General features: G+C 44.1%; 14 protein-coding genes. 7 read left to right on the top strand and 7 right to left on the bottom strand.

What is annotated here, in order from left to right:
• Positions 1 to 104: 104 nt before the first annotated feature.
• The 4 genes from DKT73_RS06255 to arsC all read left to right on the top strand — a co-directional run bounded on the left by DKT73_RS06255 (position 105) and on the right by arsC (position 4,344).
• Positions 105 to 2,249, top strand: coding sequence for a methyl-accepting chemotaxis protein (locus tag DKT73_RS06255; RefSeq protein ID WP_111637723.1), 2,145 nt, complete (start codon positions 105 to 107; stop codon positions 2,247 to 2,249).
• Between the two features lie 349 nt (positions 2,250 to 2,598).
• Positions 2,599 to 2,829: an NADPH-dependent FMN reductase gene (locus tag DKT73_RS06250; protein WP_111637722.1), complete on the top strand. Its 231-nt coding sequence runs from the start codon at positions 2,599 to 2,601 to the stop codon at positions 2,827 to 2,829.
• A 54-nt stretch (positions 2,830 to 2,883) separates the two neighbouring features.
• On the top strand, positions 2,884 to 3,900 hold the full coding sequence (gene arsB / locus DKT73_RS06245) for an ACR3 family arsenite efflux transporter (protein ID WP_111637721.1): 1,017 nt from the start codon (positions 2,884 to 2,886) through the stop codon (positions 3,898 to 3,900).
• A 24-nt stretch (positions 3,901 to 3,924) separates the two neighbouring features.
• Positions 3,925 to 4,344 carry an arsenate reductase (glutaredoxin) gene (arsC, locus tag DKT73_RS06240; protein ID WP_111637720.1) on the top strand — a complete coding sequence of 140 codons (420 nt, stop codon included), beginning with the start codon at positions 3,925 to 3,927 and terminating at the stop codon, positions 4,342 to 4,344.
• A gap of 93 nt (positions 4,345 to 4,437) precedes the next feature.
• On the opposite strand, the gene DKT73_RS06235 is transcribed toward arsC, so the two are convergent.
• A complete protein-coding gene (locus tag DKT73_RS06235; protein ID WP_111637719.1) occupies positions 4,438 to 6,291 on the bottom strand; it encodes a bifunctional sugar phosphate isomerase/epimerase/4-hydroxyphenylpyruvate dioxygenase family protein in 1,854 nt (617 codons plus the stop codon).
• A 335-nt stretch (positions 6,292 to 6,626) separates the two neighbouring features.
• Here DKT73_RS06235 and pcaQ point away from each other — a divergent pair, with 335 nt between their 5' ends.
• Positions 6,627 to 7,592: a pca operon transcription factor PcaQ gene (gene pcaQ, locus DKT73_RS06230; RefSeq protein ID WP_111637718.1), complete on the top strand. Its 966-nt coding sequence runs from the start codon at positions 6,627 to 6,629 to the stop codon at positions 7,590 to 7,592.
• 35 nt (positions 7,593 to 7,627) lie between these two features.
• Positions 7,628 to 8,569, top strand: a complete 942-nt coding sequence (locus DKT73_RS06225) for an AEC family transporter (RefSeq protein ID WP_111637717.1) — start codon at positions 7,628 to 7,630, stop codon at positions 8,567 to 8,569.
• Between the two features lie 25 nt (positions 8,570 to 8,594).
• On the opposite strand, the gene aroQ is transcribed toward DKT73_RS06225, so the two are convergent.
• From aroQ to DKT73_RS06195, 6 genes are all read right to left on the bottom strand, one after another.
• Positions 8,595 to 9,047: a type II 3-dehydroquinate dehydratase gene (gene aroQ / locus DKT73_RS06220; RefSeq protein ID WP_111637716.1), complete on the bottom strand. Its 453-nt coding sequence runs from the start codon at positions 9,045 to 9,047 to the stop codon at positions 8,595 to 8,597.
• 55 nt (positions 9,048 to 9,102) lie between these two features.
• Complete coding sequence (locus tag DKT73_RS06215) at positions 9,103 to 10,035, bottom strand: AEC family transporter (RefSeq protein ID WP_111637715.1); 933 nt, start codon at positions 10,033 to 10,035, stop codon at positions 9,103 to 9,105.
• A 48-nt stretch (positions 10,036 to 10,083) separates the two neighbouring features.
• Positions 10,084 to 10,797, bottom strand: a complete 714-nt coding sequence (locus tag DKT73_RS06210) for a GntR family transcriptional regulator (RefSeq protein WP_111637714.1) — start codon at positions 10,795 to 10,797, stop codon at positions 10,084 to 10,086.
• Between the two features lie 138 nt (positions 10,798 to 10,935).
• Positions 10,936 to 11,790 carry a shikimate dehydrogenase family protein gene (locus tag DKT73_RS06205; protein ID WP_111637713.1) on the bottom strand — a complete coding sequence of 285 codons (855 nt, stop codon included), beginning with the start codon at positions 11,788 to 11,790 and terminating at the stop codon, positions 10,936 to 10,938.
• 177 nt (positions 11,791 to 11,967) lie between these two features.
• Positions 11,968 to 12,816 carry a class III extradiol dioxygenase family protein gene (locus DKT73_RS06200; RefSeq protein WP_111637712.1) on the bottom strand — a complete coding sequence of 283 codons (849 nt, stop codon included), beginning with the start codon at positions 12,814 to 12,816 and terminating at the stop codon, positions 11,968 to 11,970.
• On the bottom strand, positions 12,816 to 13,163 hold the full coding sequence (locus DKT73_RS06195; protein WP_111637711.1) for a protocatechuate 4,5-dioxygenase subunit alpha: 348 nt from the start codon (positions 13,161 to 13,163) through the stop codon (positions 12,816 to 12,818). Before DKT73_RS06195 ends, DKT73_RS06200 begins: the two co-directional genes overlap by 1 nt.
• Positions 13,164 to 13,412: 249 nt before the next feature.
• Between DKT73_RS06195 and DKT73_RS06190 the strand changes: the two genes are divergently transcribed.
• The gene (locus DKT73_RS06190; RefSeq protein ID WP_111637710.1) at positions 13,413 to 14,627 is read left to right on the top strand and encodes a LysR family transcriptional regulator; all 1,215 of its coding nucleotides are present in this window, start codon (positions 13,413 to 13,415) and stop codon (positions 14,625 to 14,627) included.
• Positions 14,628 to 14,740 lie beyond the last annotated feature (113 nt).

The following is a 14,740-nucleotide window of genomic DNA, read 5'->3' as shown; positions in this document are numbered from 1 at the left end:
CTAAAGTTTCAAATTTGTAAAACAATGGCAAAAAAATTGCTCTTTTAAGACACCCCTAAGCATCTGCAACGACGTAGTGCTTAATGCAATGGAGCAGTAAAGAGATGAGTTTAAAAAGCAATCAGATGTTACTTTCAGCAAAAGAACGCCGATGGTTACCTTGGTTTGGCAACACTGGACGGTTTTCACTTTTTTGGTCATGTTATTTAAATAAAGACACCTACCCAAACATAGAAAAAACCTTCGAGAATATTGCCAGTACCAGAGTAAAGCTACTCAACACTTGGGTGAATACTCAGTGGTCTCAGTTAGATGTCTTATTGGAAATCGTTTCCACAAGCTTCCCTCATATTGATCAAGAAGCCTTAGATGAGCGCTTGAATATCGTAGCCGATGTTTCTGAATATTTTGTTATCGATGCCCAAGGACAGGTTCTCAAATCCACCGCTCAAAGCCGTATACACAAAACGGACTTATCCCCAAAAGCCGTCGCGGCGGGCTTACTGGCGCCGTTTATACATGGCCCTTATATCGACCAAAATACATTAACGATTGGCGCATCCTGCTCAAAATTTCACGATGCGGTCACCCTCATGTTTTATCTTCCTATTAAACAAAATGGCGTCAGTGTGGGTGCCGTCTGCGCCCGTATTCCCAATGATGTTCTTGGTGATATTATCCAACGCGAAGCGGGGCATATTTACAAAGAGTCCGGTGACAATTACTTATTCATGGTAAAGCCTGAATTCGACAAATCCATACTACCGGGCACCGCACTGTCCCGTTCACGCTTCGAAGACAATGCCTTTAGTCATGGCGAAAACCTAAAGGGTGGCATCAATACAAAATTTGGCGTCGTCAAGGTTCAAAAGCATACTGAATTTGAAATTCGTTTTACCGATCCTGCCACCAAAGAATTGCACCCAGGTGTGCGAGAAACCATTAAGAACGGCCAAAATATTTTTGTCACTTACCCTGGGTATTCCGACTATCGACATATCCCTGTTATTGGCAAAGGGGTGACCTTCCAATTAAAAGGTAGCCCAGATACGTGGGGCATGATGTGTGAAGGCGACTTAGAAGAAGTCTATCGTCGCCGCTCGATCAACTTAAAGCTGATGAGAAGCTATTTGCTGGCTTCCAGTGTCCCACTTGTCATCAGTAGTTCACTGCAGGCTTACACAAATTTATCCGTCATACTAACCAGTTTAATCGCCTTCGCAAGCTTGGGGGTAGCGGGCCTACTCTTCAATCGCTTCAGCACAAAAAGAATTAGCCGCAGTATGAGTCAAATGACAGAAGTCATTCAAACCATAGCAGAAGGAGAAGGCAACCTAAAACAGCGCCTTGATGATGATCTCAATAATGACGAAACGGGCGATATGGGGCGCTGGATGAACAGCTTTATTGATAACCTAGACAACACCATGAGACAGGTGATCTCAGCCAGCCGTAACGTCAAAAAGTCTAACGAATTTATGATTCGCACCAACGAAGAAGCCAGCCAAGCGTCTCGCTATCTTGAGTCCACCGTTGAAAACATGCTGAGCGTGTTTCAGCAACAAATAGACGAAGTACAGAGTGCGTCTCAGACAGCAAATGATTTAAAACAAGCCATGGATCAGGTCGCAGCAGAAACACAGTCTCGTCTTAAAGCCGCCAAAGCCGGCACACAAGAAATACGCGATGTGGTAAGAACCACTGCCGAGTCAGTCAAATCATTGGATCAAAAAACCAATGAAGTCGCCGGCATCATTACGACCATCTCAGACATCACCAACCAAACCAACTTGTTGGCACTGAACGCCGCCATAGAAGCAGCAAGAGCCGGTGAACATGGTCGAGGGTTTTCTGTCGTGGCCGACGAAGTTCGTAGTTTGGCCTCTAAAACCGCTTCTGCAGCAGAAGAGATACAAACCATGCTAGAGGGCATTCAAGAACAAACACGCAATGCCGTAAGCTTTATGGAAAAAGGCGCCGAAAACGTCGATAAGAATCTCATGGCAAATGAGCAAAGCAACATTGGGGACAGTGCGTTGTACGATCTAGTCGATACCATGTTCGAAGCCATTTTATTATTAAATGAAAGCAACAAAACGAACGCCAAAACCGTTCATGAAATGGGCGCAGCAACGGAACAAATGCGTCGCTCAATCGCAGCACTACAAAGACGTTCATCGCGCGTTGGATTGTCGGCTTTGAAGCTCGATTCGCTGGTGGGACAATTTCAAGTAACAGAAAAAATCTAAATCTCTTGAATAAAGTAATGCTGAGCACAAACAGCGCAGTACTCGCTCAGCATTCTCTTCCCTGTTGTCTATAATAGCCCATCTCAATGGAGCCTCTTTCTTTTACAACCTGCGCTGAATATAGCTCCAATGTTGTTGACTCACTTTAATTAATATGTGAAATTACATATATACAAAATATCATATGTATTTATGATTCCTTGTGACTTTTACAAGCACCTTGCATACGACACTCGCTTACCATGACTCATATCTACAGTAAAAAAACCTGTGTGTGATCTTATGGCTGCGTTGCGAAAGTGTGGAGTGTTCTTCGCAAACAATCACTTTCAGTATTAGGAGCTAATCAATGACGACTGACGACAACAGCCTACCTAACATACAGCATGAAAAGTTTCATGTTCCTAATATCAAGCCATTCTCAACACTACCGAGCCTACATAAGCCGCGTATTTTGCTGCTCTATGGTTCTTTGCGTGAACGCTCTTACAGTCGTTTAGTAATCGAAGAATCCGCACGTTTGCTTACAAATATGGGAGCAGGGTTAAAATTCTTAACCCTGCAGAACTTCCCCAAGTAAACACAGATGATGGCAGTCATCCAAAAGTAAAAAACATGAGTGAAGGAAATGAAAATGGGATTATTTGAACGCTACCTCTCCGTTTGGGTAGGTCTGGCTATTGTTGCAGGGATTATTGCAGGCGTATTTGTACCGGATATTTTCGCTGTAGTGGCGGGTTTAGAGTACGCGCACGTTAATCTGGTGATTGCGGTGCTCATTTGGTTAATGATCTATCCTATGATGGTTCAAATTGATTTTTCCTCCATAAAAAACGTTGGTAAAAACCCCAAAGGCCTTGTTTTAACATTGATAATTAACTGGTTAATCAAGCCTTTTACAATGGCGCTTTTAGGCTGGTTATTCTTTAAGGTATTGTTTGCCCCTTGGGTCGACCCACAAAGTGCCCAAGAATATATCGCAGGCATGATTCTACTTGGTGTAGCACCGTGCACGGCTATGGTATTTGTATGGAGCCAGATGACGAAAGGTGATGCGAATTACACCTTGGTTCAAGTATCCATTAATGATGTCATTATGATTTTTGCTTTCGCCCCGATTGCAGGCTTATTACTGGGTGCAACCGACATTCATGTGCCATGGGATACATTACTCATCTCCGTTGTTTTGTATGTTTTGGTACCACTGACTGCAGGTGCTTTAACACGTAAGATATTGAACAAATCGAATGATCACTCAAAATTAAATGCCTTTTTGAGCTCAATGAAACCTTGGTCAATGATTGGCCTTCTCGCCACGGTTGTTTTATTGTTTGGCTTCCAGTCAGAAACCATCTTATCAAAGCCTCAAGCCATTATTCTTATTGCCATTCCATTGTTAATCCAAACTTATGGCATTTTTGCGGTTACCTATTGGTTAGCCAAGAAGTTCAAACTGCCTCATTCAGAAGCCGCACCGGCAAGCATGATTGGCACATCAAATTTTTTTGAACTTGCTGTTGCGGTGGCTATTTCACTATTTGGTCTGCATTCTGGCGCGGCGCTGGCGACGGTTGTCGGAGTGCTAGTGGAAGTACCTGTCATGTTGTCTTTAGTCTGGTTTGCTAATCGCACTCGTCATTGGTTTGCCTAATATTATTGGAAAGGAAGAAATATCATGATTGTTATCCACCATAATCCTGAATGTGGCACTTCTCGTAATGTGCTGCGCATTATTCAAGATGCAGGCTACACGCCTGTGATCATTGAATACCTTAAAGAAGGTTGGACCAAGGCTCAGTTATTAGGATTATTTGCGGCAGCAGATCTGACTCCGAAAAGTGCCTTAAGAGAAACCAAGTCACCCGCCAAAGAATTGGGATTATTGAACAAAAGTGTGTCCGACGACATTATCTTAGAGGCGATGCTAGAACACCCTGTCTTGGTAAATCGTCCTATTGTTTGCTCACCTAAAGGTGTCAAATTGTGTCGCCCCAGTGAGACTGTGCTGGATTTACTCGAACAATGGCCAAAAGGCCCTTACGAGAAAGAAGATGGGGAATTAATTATAGATCAACACGGAAACAGAGTTTTATGAATAAAAAAAACCGGAGGAAGTCTTCTTCCTCCGGCATAATTTCCTCACAAAAGGATACGCCTAAAATAAATCATTCCCCGCAATGACAATGACTTATTTTTTTTCTTGGCGCGCCTGTGAGGCAAGACGAACAAACGCATTCGCTTCACCGTAACGACTGTACTCTCCCACACGTTGCACTACTTCAAAAAAGACGCCATGCACTTCTTCAGTATAAAAATGGAAGAATTCACCCTCATCATTTTTGTCGTACATTATGTTGTGTAGCTGTAATTTTTTGATCAGATCTGCAGACAAACCAAAGCGTGCTTCGATATCACGATAATAGTTCTGAGGAATCGGCAGCTGTTTCTCACTATCAATGTTTTTTGCCGCGGCAAAAATATCATCACAGGCAAACGCAATTTGGTGTACGCCAGAACCTTTGGATTTTTGAATAAAACGCTGTGCAGAGGCACCACGCGCGTTGGTCATATTCAATGGAATACGCACACGCTTGTCTTTGCTTAAGGCGGTACGGCTTACGACTAATCCGTGAATATCCGGCAAATCTTGGCTGGCATCGATATCGAAACCAAATACCGATTTATAGAAGAAAGACGCCGACAGAAAATCCGTATTGGAAACCGTTTGGCCGATGTGATCGAAACGTGTTAAACCAACGCCCGTTTCGCCTTGAATACCTTGTATCGGTTTGAAATCTACGTCGAAAAAGCGCACCGCCGCATCCGCGGAGACCAAATACACTAAGCTATCACCAATCCCACGAAGCGCAGGGATATTTAATTCGCCAGGACCCGCCTGATTATCAAAACGCTCAACACGATAACGTTCAGCCAAAGACAAGGTTGCTTTCACATTTTCAGAGGCAAATGCCATGGCACAAACGGACACACCGTGTTTCTGGAAATGCTCATGGGCTTGGCTTTTCGGTTCACGATTAAGAATCAGGTTAATGTTTCCCTGGCGCATCAAGCTAACGTTTTTAGAACGATGTTTATGGGTTTCATGAAAACCTAACTGAGCTAAGGTATTAGTCAAGGCTTCGCCGCTTTCCCCCTCAATGGCAAACTCAATAAACTCAACATCACTGACTTGAGGCGCCACAATCGGAGCGACTTTTTCTTCGCGTTTGCTCACCGTTTGGTCATCAAGCCAAATCAAAGAACGCATACCATCGATGGCCTTTTCTAATGGCGAAGAGGAACGAAATTCGTCGTTGAAAATTTCATGAGACAAATAGTCATTAAAGCCTTTGTCTTTCAGCACTTGTAAGAATTCGACCACTGGCATATCGCCTTGACCAGGGAAACAACGGAAGTGTCGACTGTATTGCAACACGTCCATTTGTAGACTAGGCGCATCAGCCACTTGCACAAGGGCAATCTTATTTAATGGAATGTCATCACGCAGAACATCTAGCGTATTACCACGGGAAAACATGTGGAAAGTGTCTAAAATTATCCCCAAGTTCGGGTGATCAACACGTTTAACCAGATCCCATGCTTCATGATAATCGGCAATGTGATAGCCCCACGCTAGCGCTTCATAACCCAGCATGATGCCTTCTTTTTTGGCCATTTCAGCAAGGACAAATAAGTCCGCAGCGCACACATCACGATCCGCAGAAGAATAAGGCTGCACGTTACTGCAAAACAACAAACGATTGGTCCCCAATTCATGGGCAACATCCATCTTATGCTGCAACATTTTAACCTTCTGCGAACGCATCGGCTCAGGCATACCTTCCATATCACGAAATGGCTGCAAAGCGATAATCTCCAAACCAAGATCTTGCGCCATACGACGCACCTCTTTTGGAGAACCATCAAACTGAGTTAAGTCATTTTCGAAAATTTCGACACCTTGAAAACCGGCTTTTGCCGCGGCTTCGAATTTTTCTCTCAGCGTGCCTGATAAGGTAACGGTTGCGAGTGCTGTTTTCATTCTTATGTCCTGACTGTCTACATTTCATAACGAAAACGATATGTGAAAAGCAAATCTGTTTTCTGCTGCTATAACTACTATGATTGATGCTAGCACAAGATTTTTATATTGAGAGTCCTATTAAGAATGAAATAAAGTGCCAAAAATATACCGAAAAAGGAATACATAACCTCTTTCAAAAAAAACGACATGAGGGTGTAATAAGAGAATATCATTCCCTTATTAGCGCTTGTGATTAAGCCTGATTCCTTAGTGTTTCTTTATTTTCAGTAGCTGACGACCCAATAGCCAGTTAGCAGCGACAGAGACCATGCGTGTACGATGGGAGACCTTTTGTGCTAGAAAATCGTATTAAATATCGCCACCTTCAATGTTTTTTAGAAGTCACTCGTCAAGGTAGTGTTGTTCGTGCCGCCGACGTATTGGCTCTTACCCAACCTGCAGTCTCAAAAAAACTCAAAGAATTGGAAGACATTCTTGGGGTTAGGTTGCTGGAACGAAGTAAAAAAGGCGTTGAACTCACGCCATTTGGCAAAGTCTTTCTAGAACACGCCAGCACCAGTGTCGCGGCATTGCGTGAAGGTACAGAACGCGTAGCCCAAGCACAGCAAAAAGGCATCAGTCGTATCAGCATTGGTGTTTTGCCGACTGTCGCAACCAGCATTCTGCCAGAGTCCGTCAAACGTTTTCGCACAGGCGGTCTGGATGTGCGATTGCATTTGGTTTCTGGTCCAAACGCCTTATTAATGAGTCAGTTACGGGTTGGTGAATTGGATTTAGTGGTTGGTCGCTTAGGTGTACCAGAAGCCATGTCAGGCTTATCATTTCAGCATTTGTACTCGGAGCAGGTCACGTTTACCGTTCGACCTAATCATCCATTGCTAACAAAAGAAAACTTCCAAATCAGCGATATTGCCAATTATACGGTGCTCTACCCGCCAAAAGGCTCCATCACTGCGCCTTATGTAGACCGATTTTTATTGTCCCAAGGCGTTAGCACACTAACAGATAGAATCGACACTGTATCGGATTCGTTTGGCAAAGAATTTATTCGCAATAACGATGCGGTGTGGATTATTTCACGCGGAGTTGTGGCTCGAGAAATTGCCGACGGAGAATTGGACGAACTCCCCATCGATACCAAAGAAACCCTAGGTGCCGTTGGTTTGACCACACGCGCCGACTCAGTTCCATCACTCGCACTCAAACTTTTTATGAACGCCATCCGAGAGACGGCTAAAACCTTAGACAGCTATTACAAACCCATTGATCATCACCATAAGGACAGCCCAATTATTTAAACGGCTGCCGTAAGGTAAGAAAACAGGACCTTTAAATGCTGACCATTATTGCCATCACAACCCCCATTTTCATCATGATCATGTTGGGATATTTTGCGGTTCGCGTTAAATTGGTTCCTGGTGACACCATTGCCGGCATGGCAAAAATCGTCATGTATTTCACCCTTCCCGCCCTGATTTTCAGTACCTTAGCAAGAATGGAGTTTGATGATGTTATCGTCCCAGCCTATATTGCGACTTATGCAATAGGATCCATACTCACCCTATTGATTGGTCTATTTATTAGCTTAAAAGTCATGAAGCGTTCTCTCACCGAGAGCACACTAAAAGGGGCAGGCATGGCCTGTTCGAACTCGGCCTTCTTCGCGTATCCAGTGATGTTACTGGCGTTCAGCAACCCTCCTACGGCCGCGTTTGCCATGTCTCTTATTGTTGAAAATATTCTGGTTTTGCCCATCACGTTTGTGATTTTAGAAATCAGTTCATCAAGAGGACAAGGCCTTAAGCCCACCTTCATGCTCTACACTGTGATAAAAAGATTGCTCAAGAATCCGCTCATTTTAGCGGTCACAGGTGGGGTACTAGCGTCTACTTTTCACTTAGAACTGCCCGCAGTCATTGATCGCGTGTTGGTCATGCTGTCTGGTGCTTCCGCCACTCTCGCCCTCATTGTACTTGGAGGGTCATTGGTAGGAACCAGCCTCAGTGGCAACGCCAAAGACATTTGCTTTGTCACCACCGGAAAACTCGTACTGCATCCGTTGATGATTGCTATCGTGGCGCTCTTTATGCCAGAAATGGACCACAATCTTCTGCTTGGTGGCATCTTGATTGCGGCCGTTCCTATGATGAGCATTTATCCAATTATTGGCAGCCAGTATGGATTCCGTTCGATTTGTGCCAGCACATTACTCATTACCACGTTGGCGTCTTTCGTCACCCTCGCCGTCATTTTGTCTTTAATGGGGTTAAATTAAAAATGAGCGAGCGCGAGCACCATTATTACGCTTTAAGCTTATGCACCAATCCCTGAATACCCAAAACATATCCTTGTACGCCCATACCAACCACGATTCCTGCTGCGGCAGGGGATATATAAGAATGATGACGAAACGCTTCACGAGCGTGTACGTTAGAGATGTGAACTTCAATCACCGGTACATCAGCGCCTTTTATGGCATCGTGAAGCGCAACTGATGTATGTGTATAAGCACCGGGATTGAACACTACGCCCAATACTTCGCCCGCTTTAATGCGACGACCTGCCTCATGAATGAGATCAATCAGTACACCTTCATGATTCGATTGATGGCACTCCACATCGTGGCCTAATTTCTGTGCGGCCTCACGGCACATGACTTCCACATCCGCTAGGGTTTCATAACCATAAGTGGCAGGCTCACGAGTGCCCAGTAAATTTAAATTAGGGCCGTTCAATACCATGATGGTAGACATTTTTATTACTCCTATAAATCAACATAAATATTCAATTAATCGCATCGCCATTTTTTCAAACAAAAAAGCGCAGTAAGACACTCAAGCTAAAAAATGACAACACGGTGGTAATCAATAACGTACTCGCACAGAAACTCCGTTCACCATACTCGCCACAGACAATTGGGTAAGAACTAAACATAGGCACGGCCGCAAAAATAATTACCGCGATCTTTAACTCATTTGGCATAGTGGGGGTGAGCAGCAAAAGCAAAGCCACTAGGATAGGAAAAAGAATGAGCTTGCCAGTCGCCACTAATAAAATGGGAGACCATTGACCTTTGATAGACACCCCGACTAAAGAACCACCAATCACAATTAAGGCAACAGATGAAGCCGCAGCGGCCAGTAAATCGAATCCTCGCCCCATAAAACTGGGCAGACGTAACTCAAACACGGAAAAAACCAAACCAGCGGCTAAGGCAATTAACAAGGGATTCGTTGAGATTCGTTTCACAACAAATACAAGAAGACCTTTTTCACTGTTCTGACTTTTGCCTAACATGGTTTCAATAAAAATTAAGCAAATCGGTAACAAAATAATGTTTTCCACCATCAATGACATCACAAAGGCCTGAGTCAAAGACGAATCAAAGAACTGTAACAAGACAGGAAAACCAATGAAGGCACTGTTTGACATGGTTGCTCCAACCCCTCGGACACCCGCGTCAACCAGACCACTTTTAAGCAGTCGCCAGCTCAGCAATACAGTAATAAAAAAAGTCGCTAAGCCACTCGCCGCGTACACGGCAAGATAGTCAAAATGCAGGACCTCTCCGATCTCCATGCTGGACAATTTCATAAAAATCAACGCAGGCAAAGCAAGGTACAGCACAAAACGGCTCAACCCTGGTATGGCGGCTTGGGGGAGAAAAGAAAAACGCACACTCACAAAGCCCACCAATATCAGAAAAAAAATGGGCGCAACGATATTAATGACGGCTGCCATGTTAGAAGTTCCTTATTGAGGTCATCGTGTTCATCTCATAAAAACCGCTTAGGCCGACACTCTACTTTTGTTTGTAGTTGCAGAGGTTGCACTGCTGAGATCTGGCAGTGTTAAGCCTTTTTGAATATGGGAATCCAGTATCGATAGCGCATTCTCTGTGTCATCTTCTAAAAGACATTTTAACAATTGATGATGCTCTTCCATGGAAGCTTGTCCACGAAAGGGTCGACGATGCAACGCCAGCACCTGATAGCGCATATACAGTTCAATCACCGAAGCATGATAACGGATGAGCTGTTGAGAGCCACAATGTGACACCATGGTAATATGAAAGTCCCTATCGGCCTTTTCCCATGCCTGCACATGACTCGCCTCGTCCTCCATCATTCGTTTCTCGATACAGTTCAAGCGAAAATGCGCACTGATTAAAGCCGACTTCCACTCCATATGACCGATCTTATTGGCCATGGATTTGCGCACCCCCGACAGCTCTAGCATCTGCCTTAACTCTAATAGCTCACATAAATCTGCACTGGAAACCGGTTTTACTGAAAACCCTTTTTGGTCGACAAACAACACAAAACCGTCGGATACAAGGCGCATTAAGGTTTCGCGTAACGTGTTAACACTCGCGCTGTAACGCAAGCGCAACGCGTTTAATTTCAGCTTTTCGCCGGGCGCCAGTTTGCCCGTTACAATGTCTGAACGCAGTTGCTCATAGACAGATTGCCCAACTAATTTGCGATCATCGGAGTTAATCATAGAAACTTCTAAGGGCCTTTTATGGTTTTATAAGACCTCTGCACTATATCACGAGGCAAAGCATTCTAATGTATAGCCAAACGAAAAGACGCCCTTTGGCGCCTTTTTTAGGTTGTTCACTTTATGAAATGACGAGAACTAAATCAACGAGCTAACCACATCGTATTTTTCACGGAACTGATCCCATACAGGCTTTACATCCGTGACTTTTTGTCCGGTAAAAATCTCAAAAGCATCGATACCTTGATAGAAAAACAAATCAAAGCCAGACACTATTTGCAGACCTTTTTTATTGGCTTCTACCAAAAACTCCGTATCCATTGGGGTGTAAACCGCATCAAATGCCCACTTTTGACCTTGAATCAACTCCGCCGCCAACGGCATACCTGGACTTTTCAAATGACCGACAGGCGTACAATTTACCAATCCGTCAACCTGTACAGCGGCTTCAGCAATCTCCTCTTTGGCAACAACACGTGCTTTATAACCTGCATCATTGATGGCATCGACCAAAGACTGTGCGCTACTTTCACTCAAATCGGTGACCCACACCTCTGTGGCTCCCACTTCAAACAAGGCAAAGCCAATCGCTCGGCCCACACCACCAGCGCCAATCATCAGTACTTTGCCTGCGGGTAAATCGCCCACTCGCCCCTTATAGCCGCGAATAAACCCCGTGTAGTCGGTGTTAAACGCACACACTTTGCCATCTTTTAATAGCAAGGTATTACTGGCACCCACTTTTTTTACTGCGTCGTTCACTTCGTCTGCACTGTCGATGGCAATTTGCTTGTAAGGAAAGGTGACGTTCGTACCAACAAACCCCAAGGCACGAATTTCAGCCAATTTGGCATGAAAAGATTCAGCGCTATCGTCTTCTGGCACTTGCAATTGGTAATCCACAGGCAACTGTTTTAGTTCACCTAACATCATGTGTAAAGAGGGAGATCGAGAAGCGGCAATCGCCTGACCGATAAGACCTAAATGTAACATTGTAATTGCCTCCAACATATTCCAAAAAGGAATGTCATAACCTTCAGAATTGAGTCATAAAGGAAAAAAACGCTTCCTTTATCAAAGATAGAAGAAGCGTATACCAAAACTCATGATTTGTTGTATGACAATTTGACATGTATTTTGATTAGAAAAATTATATCAAAATAACCACTTTTAAACGGCGTCCTTGGTTGCCAATAATTGCAAACCAGCCCCCGTATTTGAAATAGGTAAATGATAACTGCGATGCAGCTCGGTTAATTTTCCTTGCAGCGCACCACGCATCGCCAGCCACATATTGAGTTCAACACCTTGAGAACCGGCTTGTTCAACCAAGTCAAAATTAGTGAATTTGGTAAGCGCTTCCGGTTCATCCACTATTTTTTCCATGCAATATTGGTCAAACGCTTTATTAATAAAGCCAGCTCGCTGACCATCCAACTGATGCGACAACCCTCCAGTCCCAAATACCACCACTTTCTGATGGCCAGAAAAAGAGCGGATAGCGTCACCAATAGCCTTACCAAAATCAAAACAGCGACTGGGTTTTGGCATAGGATGACGTTCACAGTTAATCGCGATCGGAATCACTTTAATATGACCATATCGGTGGCCCGGCCACATAAGCGTCAAAGGCACTGTCAGTCCGTGGTCGACTTTCATCTCTTGGCAAACAGTGACATCAAACTCGTGCTCGATCAATTGATTAACAATGTGCCAAGACAACTCAGTTTCACCCGTTACAGGTGGAATTTCAGCAATCCCCCAGCCTTCATCGGCATTCTCATACTGAGCCGCCGCGCCAATCGCAAACGTCGGTTTACGATCATGAAAAAACTCTAACCCGTGGTCATTATAAAAAATAACGGCAATGTCAGGTTCTTGCGCGTAGAGCCATTCTCGTACCGGCGGATAAGCGTCAAAGAAATCTTTCCAATAAGGCGTTTGCTCAAGACCTTTGTCCATGGCGACACCAATAGCAGGAATATGAGATGTGGCGATACCGCCCAGTATTGTCGCCATTATTTTTCTCCCTGCTTGACTAAAAATGCTTTGAATTCATCGGTTGTCATGCCAGTCTGTAAGCCGCCAACGTCTTGGACATTTAATCCTAAGATTCCAGCAAATTTCGCTAAATAATAAATACTGCCGCCCGCTTCAAGCATAGCAATCACATCTCGCTCTTTTACTGCTTGTTTTTGCTCTGCTGTTAAACGAAATTTGTCACAATAGCCTTCTTCATCCGCTAAAAACTCGGCTCTTGCGGCAGCATGATTAAAGGAATAACACATTTTATTAAGAGGATAGCCTTTTGTGGCCATGGGCCCATCAAACATAATATTGCCCGGAATCTGACTCATTTGACTCATTCTGTTACCTCACTCTCCTATCATTTTAAGCAATGGCATAAAGCCCCATTAGTGGCGAGTATAAGAACAAACGAGCAGTACAAACCTTGATCTAAATCTAAGTTTCCCTATTTAAAAAATAGAACGTAAAATTTAATTAAGCCGTACTGATTTCGCCATATATAGGAAAAAATGGCGAATTAATCCTTCATTTTGATTCCTTTGGTATTCGTTTTTGATATAGTCTATTAAAAATAATAAGGAGGTCTTATGGAGATCGCAATTCCCAACCTACGACATTTGCGTGTCTTTCTCGCGGTAGCAGAACTAAAAAGCATTACCCGTGCTTCTGAAACCATCTTCTTATCGCAGCCTGCGATTACCCAAGCCATCGCTAAATTAGAGGGATTATTAGGTGCCACTCTATTTGAGCGCCATTCCGATGGTATGTATCCCACTCCTTCTGGCGAGGTATGGCAAAAACGCGTTAGCCGAGCCATCCATCATATCCAAAACGCCACACTCGAAATCGTCAAAGACAACACACCAAAAGAACGTGTGCAAAAAAATCTCGTGGCTTTAATCAGCACAACGCAACTAAGAGCCTTGATTGCCGTAAGCGAAGCGCAAAACTTCAGCATTGCCAGCCGCAACTTAGCGGTTTCCCAATCATCCGTGCATCGTGCCGCACGAGACCTGGAACGCTTACTTGGGGTGGTATTGTTTGAAAAAAACAGCCTAGGAACGAACGCCACTAAAGCGGCGCAAACCTTAGCAAAAGCCACCAAACTTGCCTTTAGCGAACTACGCCAAGGCATTTACGAGATCAACGCCTTACAATTTAAAGATGTCAGTACCATCACCATTGGCAGTATGCCTTTGGCGCGTATGACTATTTTGCCTAAGTCCATTTTACAATTTAACGAGCGCCATCCTGACGTTAACATCAATGTTACCGAAGGCCCCTATGCCGACTTACTGCATCACCTACGCCAAGGTGATATCGATATTATCTTAGGCGCGTTGCGCCACCCAACACCCGCTGAAGACGTGGTTCAAGAAGAATTATGGGCACCTCCTTTATCCGTTGTGGCTCGTAAAGATCATCCTTTAATGAGCAAAAAACACATTAGCGCAGAAGATCTTGCCAAGTTTGCCTGGGTCGTTCCCGCCAAAGGCACGCCCACTCGACAAGCCTTCGAAGACATTTTCAAAGACGCAGGAATGGCTTTACCAACGCGATTGGTTGAGTCCAGCTCACAGATACTGATTCGTGAACTCTTGATCGAAAGCGATCGATTAACTCTCATATCGGCACATCAAGTGGAGCGAGAAATTAATATTGAATTGCTCAATGTTATCGACTTTCCGCTGGAGCATACTCGCCGACCAATCGGACTTTGTGTGCGAAAAAGCTGGCTTCCAACCGTCACTCAATCACACTTCCTCAGTCTGTTACGAGAAATATCTGAACACTTTCGCTAATCCTTCATAAGGATAGATTGCAAAAAATGAATGGCTTATGCGGTTTATGGATTATCCCCATTAGATCGCGAATGCTAGATTTGCTACGAATGTATTGGGTAATCTTATTGTGC

Origin of the sequence: Marinomonas shanghaiensis, assembly GCF_003259175.1 — a bacterium.
GTDB classification, from domain to species: Bacteria; Pseudomonadota; Gammaproteobacteria; order Pseudomonadales; family Marinomonadaceae; genus Marinomonas; species Marinomonas shanghaiensis.
The sequence above is the reverse complement of the archived record's forward strand: the minus strand, read 5'-3'. Positions and strand labels throughout refer to the sequence as shown.

Coding starts and splice junctions, on each gene's coding strand:
- DKT73_RS06255 (WP_111637723.1), top strand. CDS start 105: ATGAGTTTAAAAAGCAATCAGATGTTACTTTCAGCAAAAGAACGCCGA.
- DKT73_RS06250 (WP_111637722.1), top strand. CDS start 2,599: ATGACGACTGACGACAACAGCCTACCTAACATACAGCATGAAAAGTTT.
- arsB (WP_111637721.1), top strand. CDS start 2,884: ATGGGATTATTTGAACGCTACCTCTCCGTTTGGGTAGGTCTGGCTATT.
- arsC (WP_111637720.1), top strand. CDS start 3,925: ATGATTGTTATCCACCATAATCCTGAATGTGGCACTTCTCGTAATGTG.
- DKT73_RS06235 (WP_111637719.1), bottom strand. CDS start 6,291: ATGAAAACAGCACTCGCAACCGTTACCTTATCAGGCACGCTGAGAGAA.
- DKT73_RS06225 (WP_111637717.1), top strand. CDS start 7,628: ATGCTGACCATTATTGCCATCACAACCCCCATTTTCATCATGATCATG.
- aroQ (WP_111637716.1), bottom strand. CDS start 9,047: ATGTCTACCATCATGGTATTGAACGGCCCTAATTTAAATTTACTGGGC.
- DKT73_RS06215 (WP_111637715.1), bottom strand. CDS start 10,035: ATGGCAGCCGTCATTAATATCGTTGCGCCCATTTTTTTTCTGATATTG.
- DKT73_RS06210 (WP_111637714.1), bottom strand. CDS start 10,797: ATGATTAACTCCGATGATCGCAAATTAGTTGGGCAATCTGTCTATGAG.
- DKT73_RS06205 (WP_111637713.1), bottom strand. CDS start 11,790: ATGTTACATTTAGGTCTTATCGGTCAGGCGATTGCCGCTTCTCGATCT.
- DKT73_RS06200 (WP_111637712.1), bottom strand. CDS start 12,816: ATGGCGACAATACTGGGCGGTATCGCCACATCTCATATTCCTGCTATT.
- DKT73_RS06195 (WP_111637711.1), bottom strand. CDS start 13,163: ATGAGTCAAATGAGTCAGATTCCGGGCAATATTATGTTTGATGGGCCC.
- DKT73_RS06190 (WP_111637710.1), top strand. CDS start 13,413: ATGGAGATCGCAATTCCCAACCTACGACATTTGCGTGTCTTTCTCGCG.